The organism is Fischerella sp. PCC 9605, assembly GCF_000517105.1.
Lineage (GTDB): Bacteria > Cyanobacteriota > Cyanobacteriia > Cyanobacteriales > Nostocaceae > PCC9605.
Window position 1 is genome coordinate 2,853,902 of record NZ_KI912148.1, and the last position, 18,367, is coordinate 2,872,268.

Below are 18,367 nucleotides of genomic sequence, written 5' to 3' on the forward strand. Positions count from 1 at the left end.
GATTTTTCAGACGCGTCATGGTGCGTCTTTCCCAAACCTATGACTGTTGTAAAAACTCAACTACCAAGATTTTTTAGTTTTGTTAAGAATCCCAACCTTTCTCAGCAATTGATGCTTGTGGGGTTAGTAATAACAATTTTATTTATGTTCCTAGCGGTGTTTGCTCCTCTATTTCAGGCTTGGGGATGGCTGCAAGACCCCACAGATTTCTTAAGTAACCCCATTCATAGCCCACCTTCATCGAAGTATTGGTTTGGTACCAGTCGCCTCGGCTATGATGTCTTCTCGCGTACGCTATTTGGCGCACAAGCAGCATTGCAAGTGGTTTTGCTGGCAACAGCGTTGAGTATGGTTGTTGGTGTGCCTTTGGGCATGGTGAGTGGCTATGTTGGCGGTAGATTAGATAAGATACTGCTGTTTCTGATGGATAGCATTTACACTCTACCGGGGCTACTACTTTCGGTAACGCTGGCATTTGTGGTGGGACGAGGGATATTCAATGCAGCGATCGCCATTAGTATTGCTTACATTCCCCAATACTACCGTGTTGTTCGCAATCACACAGTGAGCGTGAAAACAGAAGTATACATAGAAGCTGCCCAAGCGATCGGCGCTAACACCTGGCAGGTGCTTTCTCGCTATCTATTTTTCAACGTCATTCAAAGCGTACCCGTACTATTTACCCTCAACGCCGCCGATGCAATTCTAGTTTTAGGAGGTTTGGGCTTTTTAGGTTTAGGATTACCGGAAGAATTCCCAGAATGGGGACGCGACTTAAAACAAGCTTTAGAAGCCCTACCTACAGGGATTTGGTGGACTACCCTTTTCCCAGGATTAGCGATGACATTGATGGTGGTAGGGTTATCACTACTAGGTGAGGGGTTAAATGAATTTGTCAATCCTCGTTTAAGGAAAGAAAATGGAATTCGGAAATAGTCAAGGGATTGGGGATCGGGGATCGGTTATTTTCTTTCCAATCCCCAGTCCCCAGTCCCTAATCCCTAATCCCTGTATATTTGTGAGAGATGCTTGTGAAAGATAACCTTTCTTTAGTTGCTGCCGCTGCTGGTGGTTTTATGCTTTCCGTCGCTCTAGCTGGTATCTTACGAGGAGCACCAGTTACATCTTGGCAGGTGCAAGCAAATGTCGGTTCAACTCCAGTAATGTATGTAAGAGCTACACCAAACACAAATGAAATCATTCAGAAAAATAGTCACCACAGATAAAATTACTCTTTTTACTTAGCCTGGTGTCTTGATTTTTGACTGTTGACTTTGAACTTGTTATGACGCCAGAAGTAATTGGTATTGACTTAGGGGGAACAGCAATTAAGCTGGGGCGATTTACAGTTGATGGCACTTGCCTAAAATCTTTAACTGTTGCGACTCCCCAACCAGCAACCCCAGAAGCAGTAATAGCAGTGATGGTAGATGCGATCGCACAACTCGATCCTGAAAATCAGGCTGTTGCCATTGGTGTTGGTACTCCTGGCCCTGCGGATGCAGCTGGACGCATTGCCAAAGTCTCCATTAACCTGCCAGGATGGCACGATGTCCCCCTTGCTGATGCTTTAGAAGCGAAAATTGGCAAACCTGCTATTGTTGCTAATGATGCCAATTGTGCTGGTTTAGGGGAAGCTTGGTTAGGAACCGGTCGCCACTTTCAAAATTTCATCTTGCTGACTTTAGGAACAGGCGTTGGTGGTGCGATTATCCTTGATGGCAAATTGTTTATAGGGCATTACGGGGCAGCTGGCGAGTTAGGTTTAATCAGCTTCAACCCTAATGGGCCAATCTGTAATAGTGGTAATCAAGGTTCTTTAGAACAGTATGTTTCTGTCATCGCAATCCGCCGCCGCACTGGAAAAGAACCAGCCGAATTGGGGGCTTTAGCAAAAGCAGGAGACGCCAAAGCTTTGACATTTTGGCAAGAATACGGTAGAGATTTGGGTACCGGTTTAACAAGTTTAATGTACGTGCTAACGCCAGAAGCGATCGTCATTGGTGGCGGTGTCAGCGCTAGCGCCGAATTTTTCTTACCAGCTGCCAAAGCCGAAATTGAGAAGCGAGTTTTACCCACCTCTCGCGTAGGTTTGCAAATCTTGCCAGCTGAGTTAGGTAATAGTGCAGGCATGTTGGGTGCAGCAAAATTGGCATGGCAGAAGGTTAGAGGGGGGAGTGGGAGATGGGGAGATGGGGAGATGGGGAAAATAACTAATGACCAATGACTAATGACTAATGACTAATGACCATTGACCAATTCAATTTTTTGCAAATCTTGCAGTACTTCGGTGGCAGATTGATAGCGATCGCTAAAATGGTAGCGCACCATCTTATCTAAAATCGCTGCCAATTTTTCGCTAACTTTCGTCCCATGACGCCATTCTATAGTGCCAGTTTCGGGATGAGGATGAAGTTCGTGTGGCATTATCCCGGTTATTGCTTGAATGGCAATCATCCCCAAAGCGTAAATATCGCTGCACAAGCGGGGATGACCTGCAAATTGTTCTGGTGGTGCATAACCCCGCGTACCAATAGCTACTGTTGCCAATTCGGTCTGTTCCGCTGTTGGTGGTTGCATCATCTTGACTGCACCAAAGTCAATAAGCACCAAGCGATTATCCGTATCGCATCTAATAATATTACTCGGTTTGATATCTCGATGAATGACGCGATGTTCGTGAACAAACGCCAGAACTTCTAAAATCCCTTTAAGCATCTCGATGACAAAAGATTCATTTTGTACGTCATGATTTGGTGGTAATTCTTCACTGAGGGCATGTCCAGAAATATATTCTTGTACTAAATAAAATTCATTATTTTCTTCAAAATATGCCAGTAGTTCTGGAATTTGATGATGTTTCCCCAGAACTTCTAAAATTTCTGCTTCTGCATCAAATAATCTTCTGGCAACTTGCATAAATTTTGTATCTCTGCGGGCTGGCATTAGTTGTTTCACCACACAAATAGGACTGCCTGGGCGCTGCGTATCTTTTGCTAAATAAGTACAACCAAATCCACCCGAACCAAGTACTTTTGTGATTTGGTAACGTCCACCTAAAATAAAGTCACCAGTTGTTTTTTCCGTGTTATCAAGCGTGGTAGAAGAGTGAACGTGCTTGTCGTAGATGTGTGTAGTTTCTTTTAACAGTGTATTTAACTGTTCTATGGCTTCTTTTTGTTTTTCAACTTGCTGGATAATTACTTTAGTTTGTTGTTGAGTTTGGTAGCTAGTGTAAGCCATAACACTAACACTACTCAAGACAACAGCTAGAGCAGGCGGTATCAAAGGCATCCACACCCCTTGCAAAAACAACAAATAGCACACACCCACCAAGCCACTCAAAGATACGCCACCAGCCAAACCCAGGCGCAAGGGATATTGCAACTGCCATGCTAAGACACTACCCACTAATGCCCAGCCCAACACCCATAAAGCTTCTACCCAGTCGGGTAAGTACCAAATAAGGGGTCGCTCATTCAGTACTGCACTGATAATCTGACTCGCCATCTGTGCATGAATGAAGACAGCTGGCATTCTCGGTGGATGCTGTGGTGAAGCGCTGTAGGGTGTATAAAAGCCCGGATGGAGGCTACGGGCAGTAGTACCGACGATAACGAGACGATCTTTTACCCAATTGGGATCTACCCGACCTTGCAAAACTTGTGTAACAGTTACTTGTTGGGCAAAATGAGAGGGATCGCGGTAATTTAGAAGTATTTGATAGCCCCTTGCATCTATGTTTTCATAGCCACCTGAATTCTCTTGCAAAGGTGGAAATGAATTTTTACCCAAGTAAAAATGTCCTGTGTCGGTAAAATCGAATTCGATACCTTGTCTTTCTAAATAATTAATTGCTAGTAAGGCAGCAAATGAAATTTGTGTTGTACATTTTTTGTCATTGGAACCAGCAAATAACAAACTGCGACGAACAACGCCATCATCGTCAGAAATTACATCGCTAAAGCCGACTTGGTTAATTGGGAAATTTGGCGGCGGTGGAATTTCTGAGCTATCTATGCTGCTGAATGTACAATAAGTAATAACGTTATCCAGATTTTTAAGACTAGCCCCCAAATTTTTCTGTTTAGAACGGTCGATACTTAACCCAATCACACGCGGTTGATAGGATTGTAATTTCGCCAACAATTGATTGATAGTGTTATCTGGCAGAGAAATAGCTTCTGACTTTAAATCATCTTCAGTAACGGTAACTAATAAAATCCGAGGGTCTAATGCTTCAGGGGGGCGTAGCCGCAACATCTGGTCATAAGCGCTTAATTCCCAAGCCTGCAACCATTTTAGATGGCGAATACCCAGTATTAACATGGTGACTCCCACACTGGTTACAAGAATAGTTTGCAGCCAGTTTTTAGTGGTAGTGTCCTGAGGACGCTTATCTTTTGTGAAAGTAGCACGAAATTTCCTGAATAGTCCTGTAATCACAGTTTTGTGGCAAGTAGCCCAAATTTGGTAGATGGTGCAGACAGGGAATTACCCCAAGTATTCTCAATGTAGCAAGTTGTTGGTGGTTAGTAGTTAGTAGTTAGTTGTAGAGACGTGCCATGGCACGTCTCTACATTGGGTAGTGGTTAGCAATTGGCCATAATATCAAGTCCGGATCATCAATTTATGTCCCTACTGCGATGCTCCGAAGGAGCGGTCTTTGACCATCGCAACTATTAGGTAATACCCCAATTACCAATTACCCATTACCACACGGGCGGATAGTATAAGTGTTCAAACGGACATGATATCAGTCACTTGTAGTCTATCCACAGCAAGGCGATAATTAACGCTGTTGGTTTTGGCACAAAAAGGGAGAAAATTTATGGAGCACGACTTTAAAGCGCTGGCTGAACTTTACAAAAACGCGCTCCTCAACGATGTACTCCCATTTTGGGAAAAATACTCGCTCGACTGGCAGCAAGGCGGCTATTTCACCTGTCTGGATCGTGAAGGCAAGGTTTATGACACAGACAAATTTATCTGGCTGCAAAACCGCCAAGTTTGGACTTTTTCCATGCTTTGCAACCAGCTAGAAAAACATGAAAACTGGTTGAAAATCGCTAGCAACGGTGCTAATTTTCTCGCCCAACATGGTAGAGATGCCGACGGTAACTGGTACTTTGCCCTAACTCGTGAAGGCAAGCCACTGGTTCAGCCCTATAATATTTTTTCTGATTGCTTTGCCGCAATGGCATTTAGTCAATACGCCCTCGCCTCTGGTCAAGATTGGGCTAAGGATGTGGCTATGCAGGCTTACAACAACGTTTTGCGCCGCAAAGACAACCCAAAGGGCAAATATAACAAGACCTATCCCGGTACACGCCCGATGAAATCGTTGGCTGTACCGATGATTTTAGCCAACCTGACTCTGGAAATGGAATGGTTGCTGTCTAGCGAAACTCTTGAAAATGTTCTAGCTGCAACTGTTCAAGAAGTGATGACCGATTTTCTAGACCAGGAACGGGGACTGATGTACGAAAATGTTGCTCCTGACGGTTCGCACGTTGATTGTTTTGACGGACGGTTAATTAACCCTGGTCACGGCATCGAAGCGATGTGGTTCATCATGGATATTGCCCGTCGGAAAAACGACACTAAAACTATAAACCAAGCCGTTGATGTGGTGCTAAATATCCTGAATTTTGCTTGGGACAGCGAATACGGCGGATTATATTATTTTATGGATGCAGACGGTCATCCCCCGCAGCAACTGGAATGGGATCAAAAGCTGTGGTGGGTACATTTAGAATCTTTGGTTGCTCTGGCAATGGGTTATCGCCTGACGGGGCGTGAGGCATGTTGGGAATGGTATCAAAAGATGCATGATTACGCTTGGTCGCATTTTGCAGATCCAGAATATGGCGAGTGGTTTGGCTACCTTAATCGGCGTGGGGAAGTACTGTTGAATCTCAAAGGTGGCAAATGGAAAGGATGTTTTCATGTGCCACGTGCGTTGTATCTTTGTTGGCAGGAGTTTGAGGCGTTGAGTGCAAGGTCAGTTTAATTGGTGCTGATAGTTGCGGAATTAGAGAGGTGCTGGGCGATCGCTGAATAAGACCAAAATGCGATCGCGCTAATTAAATGATTGCGAATCTGGATTGTTGGAAGCGTAACGAGTAAGTGTTTCACGAGCTGCTTTTTGATGTTGTTCAACCAGTTTTGGAGGGGATCTAAACTCGGCATGACCCATGAATTTATAAACCCAACGACAAAATTCATCAAACGATCTTTCAGGCAATTTGACTGTGTAATCAACATAAGCAGGTTTCCCATCTTTAGTTTTTGGTCCTTTTTGAATTTTTTGATTTGGATGACGATTGTCACCCTCCAGAATATATCCCATCACCTCTGGGTAAAAACGAACAGTCACCTCCACAAACTCTAACTCTCCCCGCCTCTCTAGTTTCTGATCTTCTAATTTTCCGAGACTGAGCCCCCAACCAGCTTCCAAAAGCTGTTGTGCCACTTTGAGACTCTTCAGTTGAAGATCTGAACCTCGATCTTTACTAGACAGTATCTTAAAGTGGTCATTAAACCGATCAAGTCTAGATACTTCCAAGTGTCCAGTCTTGTAATCCTCGTGTAATAGATACCAAGCAATATCCGCATAGATAAGTTGCAGTGGATAAATATCAATGTACTTGGGGCTTCTATTTTTGTGGGGCTGCGACAACGAAGGAGTTGTATCGCCTGTCCTTTTACAATTGCTAATTCCAACTCCTCCATCTTCTCAAACAAAGTTTCCCGGTACTTATTTCGGGACATCATTTCTTCAGGGTTAGTATAAACAATAGAGTGAGCAATATGAGCTCGCACTGGATAAAACAATTCACTTTGCTGGTGTAGTCCCCCTAATCGTCGCGTTAGTCTTTGATAGATCTGGCTAATTTGAGGATCTTGCTGATACTCCGCTTGAGATTGGAGAGCATTCAGGGCTACTTGTAACTCTTCACGGTTCAATGCTCCAGTCCCGAGGTAATATCCATACCGATAGGGTCGCCGATCAAGAAGGCGATAGTGGCGAAGAATTTTCAGATCTTTGCGAATCGTGTGAATTGAATAGTCTGGTAGATCAATACCTATTTCTTTAGCTAACTCCTGGAGTTGCTTTATCACCGCGTGCATAGCATTGTGGTGATTTCCCGCACGTTTTGGATTCATTGGATCAACACAGCCGACACCGGGATATAATGCAAATGTACTAATCAGCAACATTAACCGCTCAAAAGTAGCAAGCGCGGTGTAAGGATGAGTTATAGTTCGCTGGCTCACCGTAAAGATGTCAAATTTAAGAAAGTATTATCTTTTAGTTTCCAGGATAGATGAAAACCTTGCCACAGTAGATTTCTCAAATATATTTTTTTTCAACCCCAATATCATGAATTATTAGCTTTTGGGCTAAGCATCTAGATAAGATTCTGTTCAAATACAGCGATATTAGAGGCTTAGAACAAATGCAGAATTGTCCTTCTTGTGGGTACAACCTACCCAGTGGAGAAAAATATTTTTACTGTCCGAATTGCCTAACGCAATTACGATGCAAGCAATGTCACACAGCATTAATCTCAGGTGCAAAAGGGTGTGTGATGTGTGGTACTCCCGTTGGTAAGGGAGAAGCAGTTTCACTGCTCGACAGTAGTAATGTTTCTAGCACTGCTATTAACACATTGTTGTTTGTAGAAAATAGTAGAGGTCACTCACGCGAATTTCGAGCTTCCTTAACTAATGAGGTAGGAACTGCCTTAGGTGGTGCTGCGCTTGCGGCAATTATAGGTGGTCGTGTCCCTTCAGTAAAATCCAATAACGGTCGTTCTGCAACCCGTGATGTCACCGAAGTAGAAGCACAACAACTCTCTTTGCTTGACTCTAACTTCGATCCTGGAGACAGCAAAACTGTAGTTGATGTTGCAGATCAGATACCTGCTGCACTCGGTTTGGATGCAGAGAAATTAAAACAAATATTTCGCTACAGTGGTGAACATTTGCAGCTTATGGAAACGCGACTGAAGGCTGCTAACAAATTAGATGCTGCACGGCGATTAACCCAGCTCGTTCTTTTATATGCGCTTGATGTTCAAGCTCGGAATGAAATTCCTCGCACCGAACTAAATGACATTCTCAGAAGAGTTGGACTGTATGACTCTAATACTGCGACATGGATTGGTAAGAGTGGGGATCTAATTGTTGAGAATGAAATGGTTGGACTCCGATTATCAGGACAAGAGAAAGCTCGAAAAGTTCTTGCTGAGGTTCTTGACTCCAATATCCCAAATAAGTGGAATCTGAGTACAGGAGCAGCCCGAGGTGGTAAATCAGTTTCTAAGACAGATGAGGATACGGAAAACACTACCAACAGTAGCAACCGTAAAAATAAGGTTTTTTCTAAAGATGTAGAGTCTTGGGTTGCTGCTTGGAAATTACTTGCTTTTGATATGGATATACTTGCGGCATTAAAAGAACGCTCGGTCACACAAAAGGGCTTCTTTGGTCTGTGGGCAATTACTAAGGCAACAAATAATGCTGAAACAGTAGTTTCCAGTTACAAGCTAGCACAGTTCTTATACTTAGGGCTGGGAATCAAAGTAGATGAACGTAACCTTGAACGTAGATTACAAGCAGCCTCTGGCAAAGGCAGCTTGATTAAAGTTCAAAGTGGATTCCAGTTACTAACACCAGGTGTGGCGGAAGTCGAGAAAGTAATGGGATTTATACAAAGCAATTCGCCAGATGATTCAACCTCAAACCATGATGAGGTGTAGCTATGCAATTGACATCTCATCAACTTATCCAAGAACTCTCAAAAATTGTTGATCCAAATCTTGCCCATGCAGTGGTTGAGTGTTATGTGGAAATGCAACAGCGTTTTCTTGCTGGTGATTGGCAGCCAACAGAGCTAGATGGAGGTAGGTTTTGTGAAGCAATTTCCCGCTGCCTGCTTCAAATGGATACCGGAAAGGTCGATCATACTAAGTTACCTGGTAAGGTTCGCGAGGATTTACTGGATAAGAACGGTCATCACAGATTGGGATACAAAGATCGATATCACATTGCTAAAGTCATTGAAGTAGTTTATAAATTCCGTTCCGATCGCGGTGCAGTTCACATCTCAACGGAGTACACAGCAAATTATATGGACTCAATGCTGGTACTCCATGCCAGCAAATGGATTTTTGCAGAATTTTTGCGTTTGGCTTGGAATCAGGATCGTCAAGTTGTTGCAGAAGTTATTGCTCAGATTGTTCAATTGGAACACTCTATTATTCACGAACTTGATGGAAAACCGTTAGTTTTAATTAAGGATATTTCTGCAATAGATGAGGTGTTACTCCTCTTGTTTCATGCAGATAATAATCGTTTAAGTCGTACCGAATTGCGTGAACAGGCTGCCAATCAAAAACCTCAAACTGTGAGTGTTGCAATATCAAGGTTGATTAGGATAAAAGATATTCGACCTATTGGTACCAATGAAGTTGCCCTTACACCCAATGGACAGAAACGAATTATTGAGCAAATACTACCCAAACTCCAATCCCAGAAGAACTAGCTTTGTACCCATATGAAAAAGCGATCGGGTTAAAGTTGTGGAAATTAATCGGAATACGGGTTAATTTAGATACTAGGTAGCCAAGCTAAATGTTAAACTGGGGAGCTTGGTCTTTCAGATGAGAGTAAATAATTTTGTACTTTCTGTGCTGAGGGTGTTCTGTATATGGTGAAATTACAGCTGTAAGGATGAGTTATTTATGGAAAGTAGTAAGGAGTTATTTGACTATTGGTATAATAGGGTGCAGTTGAAGAACTATCCGCTGATAGAATCATCGGAACATGTCAAGACGCATGAGTTACGTCACGAATGCACTAATTATGATGACCTTCGCCAAAGCAATGAAGTCCAGGTACTCGAGGAACCAGAGAGAAGCAAGGTAATCGCTATTATAAAGTATGAGTGTACTGCCCGTGTTTTACAAGAGAGAGCAAGAATTCTTCGGGAAAGAGCAAAACAGTACGAAGATGATTGTAATCAACTAAACCAAGAGCGTTCTCGTCTTGCCAAGCTTATTAAGCTTCTCCAAGAAAAACTGTTTGGCAAGGACAAAGAAATCAAAAAATTAGAAGCTCAAGTTGCCGCCTTGCAAGCACGTAACGAAGCACTGCAAAGTGAGGTTGAGAAGAGTAAAGCTTATAGCGACCTACTTCAAGAATTTGAAAAACTCAAGAAACAGTACGAACAAGTCCAAAAAAGAAGACAGGAATTAGCTAAGAATAATCAGAGTTTAGGCGGAAGAGTTGCCCATACACAAAGATTTAGGAGAGAGCGGGACGAAGCAAGAGTAATAATTGAAGATCAAAAATATCAAATCAAGAATCTTATTCAGGAAAATACAAGGCTTCGTGAAGAATTATCAAAGTATATAAATGCATAAACTGAAAAATAAATCAGAGCCAAGGAAATGAAACTATATGAATTAAAAAGCAAAGTTTTTAAATTGGCTGAAGTCAATACGACTAAGCAGCTTAAGACTCGATATGAAGAAATTAGAGTGCTGGATCTGCGCTACAAAGTATCTTGGGAAAAAGCACTTATTATCATCCAGAGCAAAAAAGGTGAACTTGAGGATTGGCTAAACAACCCTCCTGAAGAATATAGAGAGCTTTTTGCTGAAATTGAGACAACTTTGGAGAGATTTGACAAAAAACTAGTTAAAGTTAAACGCCTGAGTAAAGATATAAACTTAATAGCAAATGATCTAGATGAGTTAGCGGAAGAATGTCAAGATGAAGCAAAGAATTTAGAGCATGAGGTTGAACTCACTCATCGTATTTCTAAACAAGCAGAGTTGAACTAGCGAAGTTTTTACTATCTAAACCAGCCTCTTCCTAAATTGCTTTTGATATATCTAACTTACAACCTGTTTTTAATACACTAAATTTAGAGTAGATGTACGAAGCGTATTGTAATAAATTTTTGAGTACGCCTTGATACTTGATGCGATCGCAACCAAGACTTGCAACACTTTTATACAGACCTGATGCGACACTTACGCTACGATATCCCCTATTACCTTCGTGCGATCGCGTGGGGAGTAGTACAGGTCAAACATGAACATGACGGAAAATCTCAAAATACAAGACACCGATCATCTTGTTGCTATTGCCGAGCAATTCACCCGATTGGAAAACGTTACAGGCATTCAAGCATTTGGAAGTGGCAATATTAATGATACCTTCCTAGTCACACTGGATTGTCCAGAGGAAAAGCATTTTGTCCTGCAACGCATCAACACGCAGGTATTTCTTCAGCCCCAACTGATTATGCATAACATGCGTATCTTCACTGAGCATGTTCGGGAACGCCTGCAACGCACCCCCCTCAACCGTCGTTGGGAAGTGCCGCGCGTGTTATTAACTAAGGATGCCCAAGACTATTGCACCGATGCTAAAGGCTCTTTTTGGCGGGCGATTAGCTTTATTGCAGGCTCCCAATCCTTCGATACGATGCATGATACAGAACACGCTAAAGAAATCGGCTACGCCCTAGGCATGTTCCATAATCTGATCAGCGATCTGCCTCCAGAAAAACTTGCCGACACCCTCGAAGGATTCCATATTACACCGCTTTACCTTCAGCAATACAACGAAGTTCTGGCAAAAACTAGTCCTCGCCAATCCCCTGAAGTAAATTATTGCTTGCAGTTTGTTAGCGATCGCCAAACCTTTGCACATGTCTTGGAAAATGCCAAAGCTACAGGCAAGTTACCACTGCGCCTGATGCACGGCGATCCCAAAATCAATAATGTTATGTTTGATACTATTACTCAGCAAGCCGTCAGTGTGATAGATCTCGATACCGTGAAGCCTGGTCTAGTACATTACGACATTGGCGACTGTTTGCGCTCGGGTTGCAACCCCGCCGGAGAAGAAACTGAGCAGTGGCAAAGCGTTTATTTTGATACTGACTTGTGTCAGGGAATCCTTCAAGGCTATCTCTCCGTAGCAAAAGCATTTCTCACCGAGAATGACTATGCCTACATGTACGACGCCATCCGTCTCATCGCCTTTGAGTTAGGACTGAGATTCTTTGCTGACTATTTAGCAGGAAATGTCTACTTCAAAGTCAAGCACCCGGAACACAATCTTACCAGGGCGATCGTCCAGTTTAAGCTCACTGAGAGCATCGAATCCCAGGAAACAAAGATTCGCGCCATTATTCAAGACATGAAATGAACGAACAGACATTTTCTCTGCAACCCTTTCCTTCTACCAAGCCGCTGCCTAATTTGAAAATAGCAGGCAGTATCGCCCGACACGCTAATCAACTTAATCTGCGCTACACGCTTTTCGGCGATCTAACAGAAGTTGCGATCGCCCCATCATCAGACACACCAATGCGAAAGCACGAATTGTGGGAAGATACCTGCTTCGAGTTCTTTCTTGGCATTAAGGATTCCCAACGGTATTGGGAATTCAACCTCTCCCCCGCTGGACACTGGAATGTCTATCGCTTTGACGGGTATCGTCAAGGAATGCAAGAGGAAACAGCCTTTACGACGTTCCCGTTTAGCGTTCAGAATCAGTCGGACAGTTTAGCCCTTGCCTTGGTGGACATCAATTTGAGTAAAATCGTCTCAACAGAACAAGCCCTTGAAGTTGCAATTACTACTGTCCTCAAATGCAGAGATGGTGCAGTGAGTTACTGGGCATTAACTCATCGAGGTACAGAGGCTGATTTTCATCTGCGAGATAGTTTCATAGTTGAGTTGTGAGATATGTTTTTCTAGAGACAATACAAGTCAGCGATCAGACTTAAGGAGTCATTTAAGTGCGATTTCATCCTAATTTCATTTCTACATGAAAGACTAGGGGATGTGTGAAGCTCTAACGCACACTAATAATACAAATTACGATATCGCACTCTCTTCCTCCGATACTCAAGGACTTGAAGCACCATGTCCAACTCCTATTCCAAGCTACCTATAGCTATTCGTCGTGTTTCTGGCACACTCCTAAGCCTGATGCTACTCGCTAATTCCGCAGTTGTTCTAGCTCACCCCGGACACGGAAACGAATTTCAAGGAGGAAGTGAAGCTACTGATGCGCCTGATTCAATTCAAGTTGATGCAGAAACAGCTAAGCGATTGGGAATTAAGGTCGAGCCAGTAAAACGCCAGCAGCTAGCTATTGTAATTAATACCACGGGACAGATTGAAACTCTGCCTAGTAAACAAGTGGAAGTGACTACACCAATTTCTGGGGCGAAAGTGGTTGAGCTATTAGTGGAACCTGGTGCGAGCGTTAAAAAAGGCCAGCCAGTTGCCGTTGTATCCAGTCCTGATTTGGTGTCACTGCGGGTTGAATCTCAACAAAAACTTGCGGAAGCTCAAGCTGATTTGCAGCAAGCGCAAGCTGACTTAAGGCTAGCTCAGCAAAATTACGATCGCTATCAGCAAATAGCCGCAGCTGAAATCGCTCAAGCACAGAGCCAAGTTGCATTTGCTCAAGAAAAGTATGATAAAGACAAGCAGTTAACTAGTGCTGGCGCTTTACCACGCCGCAATGCCCTTGAATCACAAACCCAGCTAGCAGAAGCAAAAGCCGAACTTGCCAAAGCTTCCAGTCGTCGAGACGTTATTGAAGCGGAAAATCAGCTCAAACGTGCTCAAGCAGCGGTTAGTGTAGCAAAATCTCGAATTAAACTAAGTAACACCACGTATGAAACTCGGCTTTCTCAACTGGGAACCCGCGCCAATGCTAAGGGATTGGTGACGGTGACAGCTCCGATTGACGGCAAGGTTAGCGATCGCGAAGTAACCCTGGGTCAAACATTCGAGGATGCAGGTGGCAAGCTCATGACAATTGTGAATGATAGTAAGGTTTTTGCTACTGCAAATATCTATGAAAAAGATTTGGGCAAGGTCAGGACAGGTCAACGGGTAAATGTCAAAATTGCTTCTGTACCTAAGCGCACTTTCACCGGAAGAATTGCGGTAGTTGGGTCTGTGGTAGCAGGCGAAACACGGGTAATACCTGTAAAAGCTGAAATAGATAACCCAGGCGGATTGCTAAAGCCAGGAATGTTTGCGGAACTAGAAATCTTGACAGAGCAAACATCGTCTGCTGTGTCAGCTATTCCCATCTCAGCAGTAGTTGACGCAAATGGTAAGAAACAGGTTTATATGCAAAATGGTAACGCCTATCAACCTGTTGATGTCACCTTGGGTCAAACCTCTGGAGATACAGTTGAGGTGAAGAGTGGCTTATTTGAGGGTGATATGATTGTCACTCAGCGTGCGCCTCAACTTTATGCTCAATCTTTACGAGGAGACTCTCCAACAAAGGGAGAGGGAAAGACTGAGAGAGAAGGGCAAATGAACAATTCAAAATTACTCCTTAACTCCTCCACTCTTGTTTGGGGAGTAGGGGGAGGAACTGCACTCACTACTGTAGCTTTCATGGCTGGTGCTTTCTGGTCTAAGCGTCGCCATAAGTCGCAGCAGCTAGCATTAGTGGGCAGTTCGTCGGAGTTAGATACTCCTGTTCATGAAACAGAAAGCGATCAAAGTAACTCTAAATCGCCAGCTTTATCTGGTTCGACCATAAATGTTAAGGAGCGTGAAGACCCTCATCATCCACAATCTTGATTAAGAAGTGCTTTCTCATGATATCTTGCAGCAGTTGCAACAGCTAGGAGGCAGCAGCCCACCACCCTTGTTACCACAATGGTGCAAAACCTCCACAGGCAACTAACTGCCCACAATGAGAGCATGAAAAATCGACCACTCTCTTGGAAAGCTTTGATCGGAGGAAACCTCCGCTCAAACTTTCCGCCGATGCACAATAAATAAAAGTTTTTCCTCTGCCTTCCTCCCTCTTGTAGGGGGGAATGAGGGGGGTGCACACAGATAGGTTATACCACTTCACAAAATTCTTGATACAAATCCTCCTCCTTATCTTCCTTGTCCTCCTTGTCTCCCTGGTTGACCTAAAGCTTTAAACCTATTAGTCTGCTCAAGAAATCAAATATGCTGAATGCCATCCTCAAGTGGTCGATTGTCCAACGTTGGATAGTTGTGCTGGGAGCAATTGTAGTAACAGTCTGGGGTTCATACAACCTTACCCAAATGCCGTTGGATGTATTTCCTGACTTTGCTCCGCCTCAAGTAGAAATTCAGACTGAAGCCCCAGGATTGGCTCCGGAAGAAGTCGAGTCTTTAATTACCCTACCGATTGAAAGTGCTGTCAATGGTACACCAGGAGTAGAAACTGTGCGTTCTTCTTCGGCAGTGAGTATTTCTGTTGTTAAGGTAATCTTCAAATGGGGGACTAATGTTTATCAAGCCCGACAGTTGGTCACGGAAAGATTGCAACAGGTGCTGCAAAAATTGCCAGAGGGTGTTGAAAATCCGCAAATTTCCCCCGTTTCTTCCCCAATTGGTACAGTCCTTCAGTATGCCTTCACTGCGGAAACAACCCCATTAATGGAAGTGCGGCGCTTAGTTGATCGGGACGTTACTAATCGACTGCTGGCTATACCAGGTGTTTCTCAGGTAATTGCCTATGGTGGTGATGTCCGCCAATATCAGGTTTTAGTTGATCCTGCGAAGCTGAAAGCTTTTAATGTCACTTTAGATGAAGTCACAACAGCAGCAAGAGGAGCTAATGTTAATGCCGCTGGTGGTTTTTTGATTAATCCCGACCAGGAAATCATTATTCGCGGAGTCGGACGCATCGATTCAATCGAGCAACTGGCTAATTCTGCGGTTACGGCTCGCAATGGTACACCTGTTTCACTTCAAGATGTGGCAGATGTGCGAATTGGTGCAGCTTTAAAGCGTGGGGATGGCAGTTTCAATGGTCAAAGAGCGATTGTGGTGATGGTCAACAAGCAACCACAGTATGATACTCCTACTGTTACCAGAGCCATTGAAAAGGCAATGGATGAGGTCAAAGCTGGGTTTCCTAAAGATGTCAAAATTACAGAGAGCTTTCGCCAAGAAAACTTTATTGAAGCGGCGCTCGAAAATGTTACTAGTTCTCTGCGTGATGGTACTATCATCGTGTCCATTATTCTGCTGATGTTTTTGATGAATTGGCGCACTGCCATCATCACCCTCAGCGCCATTCCCTTGTCAGTTCTGATTGGCATGTTAATTCTGGGTTGGTTTGGTCAAGGTATTAATACCATGACACTGGGAGGTTTAGCTGTAGCAATTGGTTCGGTAGTGGACGATTCGATTGTAGATATGGAAAATGCGTACCGGGGTTTGCGAAAGAATCAGCTAGCTGGAACTCCTGTACACCCCTTGAAAGTTGTTTATGATACTTCTGTAGAAGTACGAGTCAGTGTAATTTTTTCGACAGTAATTATCGCTGTTGTCTTTGCGCCAATTTTCTCACTGACGGGTGTGGAAGGTCGAATTTTTGCGCCGATGGGTGTTGCCTATTTAGTATCAATTTTTGCTTCGACGTTTGTAGCAATGACTTTGTCTCCAGCACTGTGTGCAATTTTGTTAGCAAATCGACCACTACCCGCAGATGATACTTGGGTGAGCGCCTTATCGCAGCGACTGTATCGACCTATCCTGAAATTTTCTATTCGTTTCCCCACAGTTATTATGGCTATTGCGGGGGCATCTTTAGTAGCCTCTTTGGTAATTCTTCCAAGTTTAGGGCGGGTATTTCTGCCAGAGTTTCAGGAACCATCGTTAGTAAACGCAGTATTGCTTTATCCAGGAAGTTCTTTGCAGGCGACAAACCAAGTTGGATTCGCCATGCAGGATGCTCTGAAAAACGATCGCCGATTTGAGACGGTGCAGTTACGATCTGGACGCGCTCCTGGTGATGCAGATGCAGGGGGAGTTAACTTGGGACATTTAGATGTGGAACTGAGTGCAGAGGGATTGAAAGATAGAAAGGGAAGTATCCAGAAGTTGCGGCAAGAGTTTGCTAAGATACCCGGAGTTGCGCCTAACATCGGCGGCTTTATCTCGCACCGCATGGATGAGGTGTTATCGGGGGTTAGAAGTGCGATCGCCATCAAAATTTTCGGCCCTGACTTAGAAGAACTGCGCCACCTTGGGGCTGAAGTTCAGACGGCTGTGAGTAAAATTGACGGACTCGTAGACTTACAACTCGAACCCCAAGTACCTATCAAACAATTGCAAATTCAATTTTTAAGGGAAGCAGCTGCTCGTTATGGCTTAACCGTAGGTCATTTAACAGAAATGGTGGAAACTGCTCTGAATGGACGAGTTGCCTCTCAAGTTCTCAAAGAACAGCAACTATTTGACTTGGTGGTTTGGTTAAAAGAAGATGCTCGCAATAACTTAGATATCATCCGCAACTTACTAGTAGATACTCCCACAGGTCAAAAGATTCCCCTCGCTCAAGTCGCCAGCATTGACTATGGAACTGGCCCCAACACGATTAATCGAGAGAATGTTTCTCGCCTAATTGTTGTGTCTGCAAACGTATCAGGTCGAGATTTAGGCTCTGTAGTTGATGAAATTCAAGCTAGAGTACGCCAGTCAGTACAATTGCCCACAGGTTACTTTATCCAGTATGGCGGTCAGTTTGAATCAGAACAACGAGCTACTCAGAATTTGCTGGTATTTGGGGGACTGGCAATTGTCATCATTGCCATTTTGATGTACTTTGCTGTTAAATCTGTAGCGGCAATGCTGATGATTATGATTAACTTACCTCTTGCGGTGGTAGGAGGTATATTTTCCATCGCGATCGCCGGCGGGATCATCTCTGTCGCATCATTAGTAGGATTTATTACCTTATTTGGCGTAGCGACACGTAACGGATTGCTGCTAGTAGATAACTACAACAATAAACTGTTAAGAGGAATGCCTGTACAGCAAGTAATTTTTGAGGGGTCGATGGAGCGTTTAGTAGCTATTTTAATGACTGCTCTGACCTCTGCTTTGGGAATGATTCCTTTAGCGATCGGTACAGGTGCAGGTAAGGAAATTTTGCAACCTTTGGCAGTGGTAGTATTAGGAGGATTATTTACCTCTACTGCCTTAACATTGGTGGTTTTACCTGCTTTATACTCCAAGTTTCATAGATTTTTAGTATCTCAGAGAAATCTGTCAGGAGTTGAAGAAGGAAAGGAAACCGCAGCAGTATTGGAGTGGTAAATAAATATGGTTTTTCTAAAAAACTGGCTCCCAAGTACAAGAAATACCCCCGAAATACTCCCGATTTACTCTCGGTTTTTTAACTTCTTAAGAATAAAGTCAGATCTTAAGAAGATTCACATCACATCAATAATCCCATTTCCCTGATTTCCGATTTTCCCATCCCAAATCAGGGATTTTTCTTGTCTGTTCATTTCATTTTCAACTTATGC

At 43.5% G+C, this 18,367-nt stretch carries 15 protein-coding genes; 12 read left to right on the plus strand and 3 right to left on the minus strand.

Translation table 11 applies throughout. The features are described from left to right. Positions 1–39: 39 nt before the first annotated feature. The 3 genes from FIS9605_RS0114785 to FIS9605_RS37140 all read left to right on the plus strand — a co-directional run bounded on the left by FIS9605_RS0114785 (position 40) and on the right by FIS9605_RS37140 (position 2,227). Positions 40–936 (plus strand): ABC transporter permease, encoded by an 897-nt coding sequence (locus FIS9605_RS0114785; RefSeq protein WP_026733281.1) that lies wholly within the window; start codon positions 40–42, stop codon positions 934–936. A 95-nt stretch (positions 937–1,031) separates the two neighbouring features. Beyond that, positions 1,032–1,226, plus strand: coding sequence for a hypothetical protein (locus FIS9605_RS0114790; protein ID WP_026733282.1), 195 nt, complete (start codon positions 1,032–1,034; stop codon positions 1,224–1,226). A 59-nt stretch (positions 1,227–1,285) separates the two neighbouring features. After that, positions 1,286–2,227, plus strand: coding sequence for an ROK family protein (locus FIS9605_RS37140; RefSeq protein WP_035139583.1), 942 nt, complete (start codon positions 1,286–1,288; stop codon positions 2,225–2,227). A 14-nt stretch (positions 2,228–2,241) separates the two neighbouring features. On the opposite strand, the gene FIS9605_RS0114800 is transcribed toward FIS9605_RS37140, so the two are convergent. After that, complete coding sequence (locus tag FIS9605_RS0114800) at positions 2,242–4,443, minus strand: CHASE2 domain-containing protein (protein ID WP_442854710.1); 2,202 nt, start codon at positions 4,441–4,443, stop codon at positions 2,242–2,244. A 388-nt stretch (positions 4,444–4,831) separates the two neighbouring features. Here FIS9605_RS0114800 and FIS9605_RS0114805 point away from each other — a divergent pair, with 388 nt between their 5' ends. Next, complete coding sequence (locus FIS9605_RS0114805) at positions 4,832–6,013, plus strand: AGE family epimerase/isomerase (RefSeq protein ID WP_026733284.1); 1,182 nt, start codon at positions 4,832–4,834, stop codon at positions 6,011–6,013. Positions 6,014–6,082: 69 nt separating this feature from the next. On the opposite strand, the gene FIS9605_RS45260 is transcribed toward FIS9605_RS0114805, so the two are convergent. Further along, on the minus strand, positions 6,083–6,475 hold the full coding sequence (locus FIS9605_RS45260; protein ID WP_051470003.1) for a WYL domain-containing protein: 393 nt from the start codon (positions 6,473–6,475) through the stop codon (positions 6,083–6,085). 11 nt (positions 6,476–6,486) lie between these two features. Then, positions 6,487–7,281 (minus strand): hypothetical protein, encoded by a 795-nt coding sequence (locus tag FIS9605_RS46615; protein WP_442854704.1) that lies wholly within the window; start codon positions 7,279–7,281, stop codon positions 6,487–6,489. 182 nt (positions 7,282–7,463) lie between these two features. On the opposite strand from FIS9605_RS46615, the gene FIS9605_RS0114815 reads away from it, so the two are divergent. The 8 genes from FIS9605_RS0114815 (at position 7,464) to FIS9605_RS0114850 (ending at position 18,155) form a co-directional block, all read left to right on the plus strand. Next, complete coding sequence (locus FIS9605_RS0114815; protein ID WP_231510345.1) at positions 7,464–8,768, plus strand: zinc ribbon domain-containing protein; 1,305 nt, start codon at positions 7,464–7,466, stop codon at positions 8,766–8,768. 2 nt (positions 8,769–8,770) lie between these two features. Then, positions 8,771–9,553, plus strand: a complete 783-nt coding sequence (locus FIS9605_RS0114820; RefSeq protein ID WP_026733286.1) for a hypothetical protein — start codon at positions 8,771–8,773, stop codon at positions 9,551–9,553. 199 nt (positions 9,554–9,752) lie between these two features. Further along, positions 9,753–10,433: a hypothetical protein gene (locus FIS9605_RS0114825; protein ID WP_026733287.1), complete on the plus strand. Its 681-nt coding sequence runs from the start codon at positions 9,753–9,755 to the stop codon at positions 10,431–10,433. 27 nt (positions 10,434–10,460) lie between these two features. Next, positions 10,461–10,856, plus strand: a complete 396-nt coding sequence (locus FIS9605_RS0114830) for a hypothetical protein (protein WP_026733288.1) — start codon at positions 10,461–10,463, stop codon at positions 10,854–10,856. Positions 10,857–11,115: 259 nt separating this feature from the next. After that, positions 11,116–12,234: a phosphotransferase enzyme family protein gene (locus FIS9605_RS0114835; protein WP_026733289.1), complete on the plus strand. Its 1,119-nt coding sequence runs from the start codon at positions 11,116–11,118 to the stop codon at positions 12,232–12,234. Beyond that, on the plus strand, positions 12,231–12,773 hold the full coding sequence (locus tag FIS9605_RS0114840) for a DOMON-like domain-containing protein (protein ID WP_026733290.1): 543 nt from the start codon (positions 12,231–12,233) through the stop codon (positions 12,771–12,773). Before FIS9605_RS0114835 ends, FIS9605_RS0114840 begins: the two co-directional genes overlap by 4 nt. Before the next feature lie 183 nt (positions 12,774–12,956). Then, a complete protein-coding gene (locus FIS9605_RS0114845; protein ID WP_026733291.1) occupies positions 12,957–14,648 on the plus strand; it encodes an efflux RND transporter periplasmic adaptor subunit in 1,692 nt (563 codons plus the stop codon). Between the two features lie 381 nt (positions 14,649–15,029). Then, on the plus strand, positions 15,030–18,155 hold the full coding sequence (locus FIS9605_RS0114850; protein WP_026733292.1) for a CusA/CzcA family heavy metal efflux RND transporter: 3,126 nt from the start codon (positions 15,030–15,032) through the stop codon (positions 18,153–18,155). Positions 18,156–18,367: the final 212 nt, after the last annotated feature.

Bases quoted from the DNA above. Each gene is read 5' to 3' on its own strand.
- FIS9605_RS0114820 (WP_026733286.1), top strand. From the start codon at position 8,771: ATGCAATTGACATCTCATCAACTTATCCAAGAACTCTCAAAAATTGTT.
- FIS9605_RS0114845 (WP_026733291.1), top strand. From the start codon at position 12,957: ATGTCCAACTCCTATTCCAAGCTACCTATAGCTATTCGTCGTGTTTCT.
- FIS9605_RS0114825 (WP_026733287.1), top strand. From the start codon at position 9,753: ATGGAAAGTAGTAAGGAGTTATTTGACTATTGGTATAATAGGGTGCAG.
- FIS9605_RS0114840 (WP_026733290.1), top strand. From the start codon at position 12,231: ATGAACGAACAGACATTTTCTCTGCAACCCTTTCCTTCTACCAAGCCG.
- FIS9605_RS0114815 (WP_231510345.1), top strand. From the start codon at position 7,464: ATGCAGAATTGTCCTTCTTGTGGGTACAACCTACCCAGTGGAGAAAAA.
- FIS9605_RS0114850 (WP_026733292.1), top strand. From the start codon at position 15,030: ATGCTGAATGCCATCCTCAAGTGGTCGATTGTCCAACGTTGGATAGTT.
- FIS9605_RS0114805 (WP_026733284.1), top strand. From the start codon at position 4,832: ATGGAGCACGACTTTAAAGCGCTGGCTGAACTTTACAAAAACGCGCTC.
- FIS9605_RS37140 (WP_035139583.1), top strand. From the start codon at position 1,286: ATGACGCCAGAAGTAATTGGTATTGACTTAGGGGGAACAGCAATTAAG.
- FIS9605_RS0114835 (WP_026733289.1), top strand. From the start codon at position 11,116: ATGACGGAAAATCTCAAAATACAAGACACCGATCATCTTGTTGCTATT.
- FIS9605_RS0114830 (WP_026733288.1), top strand. From the start codon at position 10,461: ATGAAACTATATGAATTAAAAAGCAAAGTTTTTAAATTGGCTGAAGTC.
- FIS9605_RS0114785 (WP_026733281.1), top strand. From the start codon at position 40: ATGACTGTTGTAAAAACTCAACTACCAAGATTTTTTAGTTTTGTTAAG.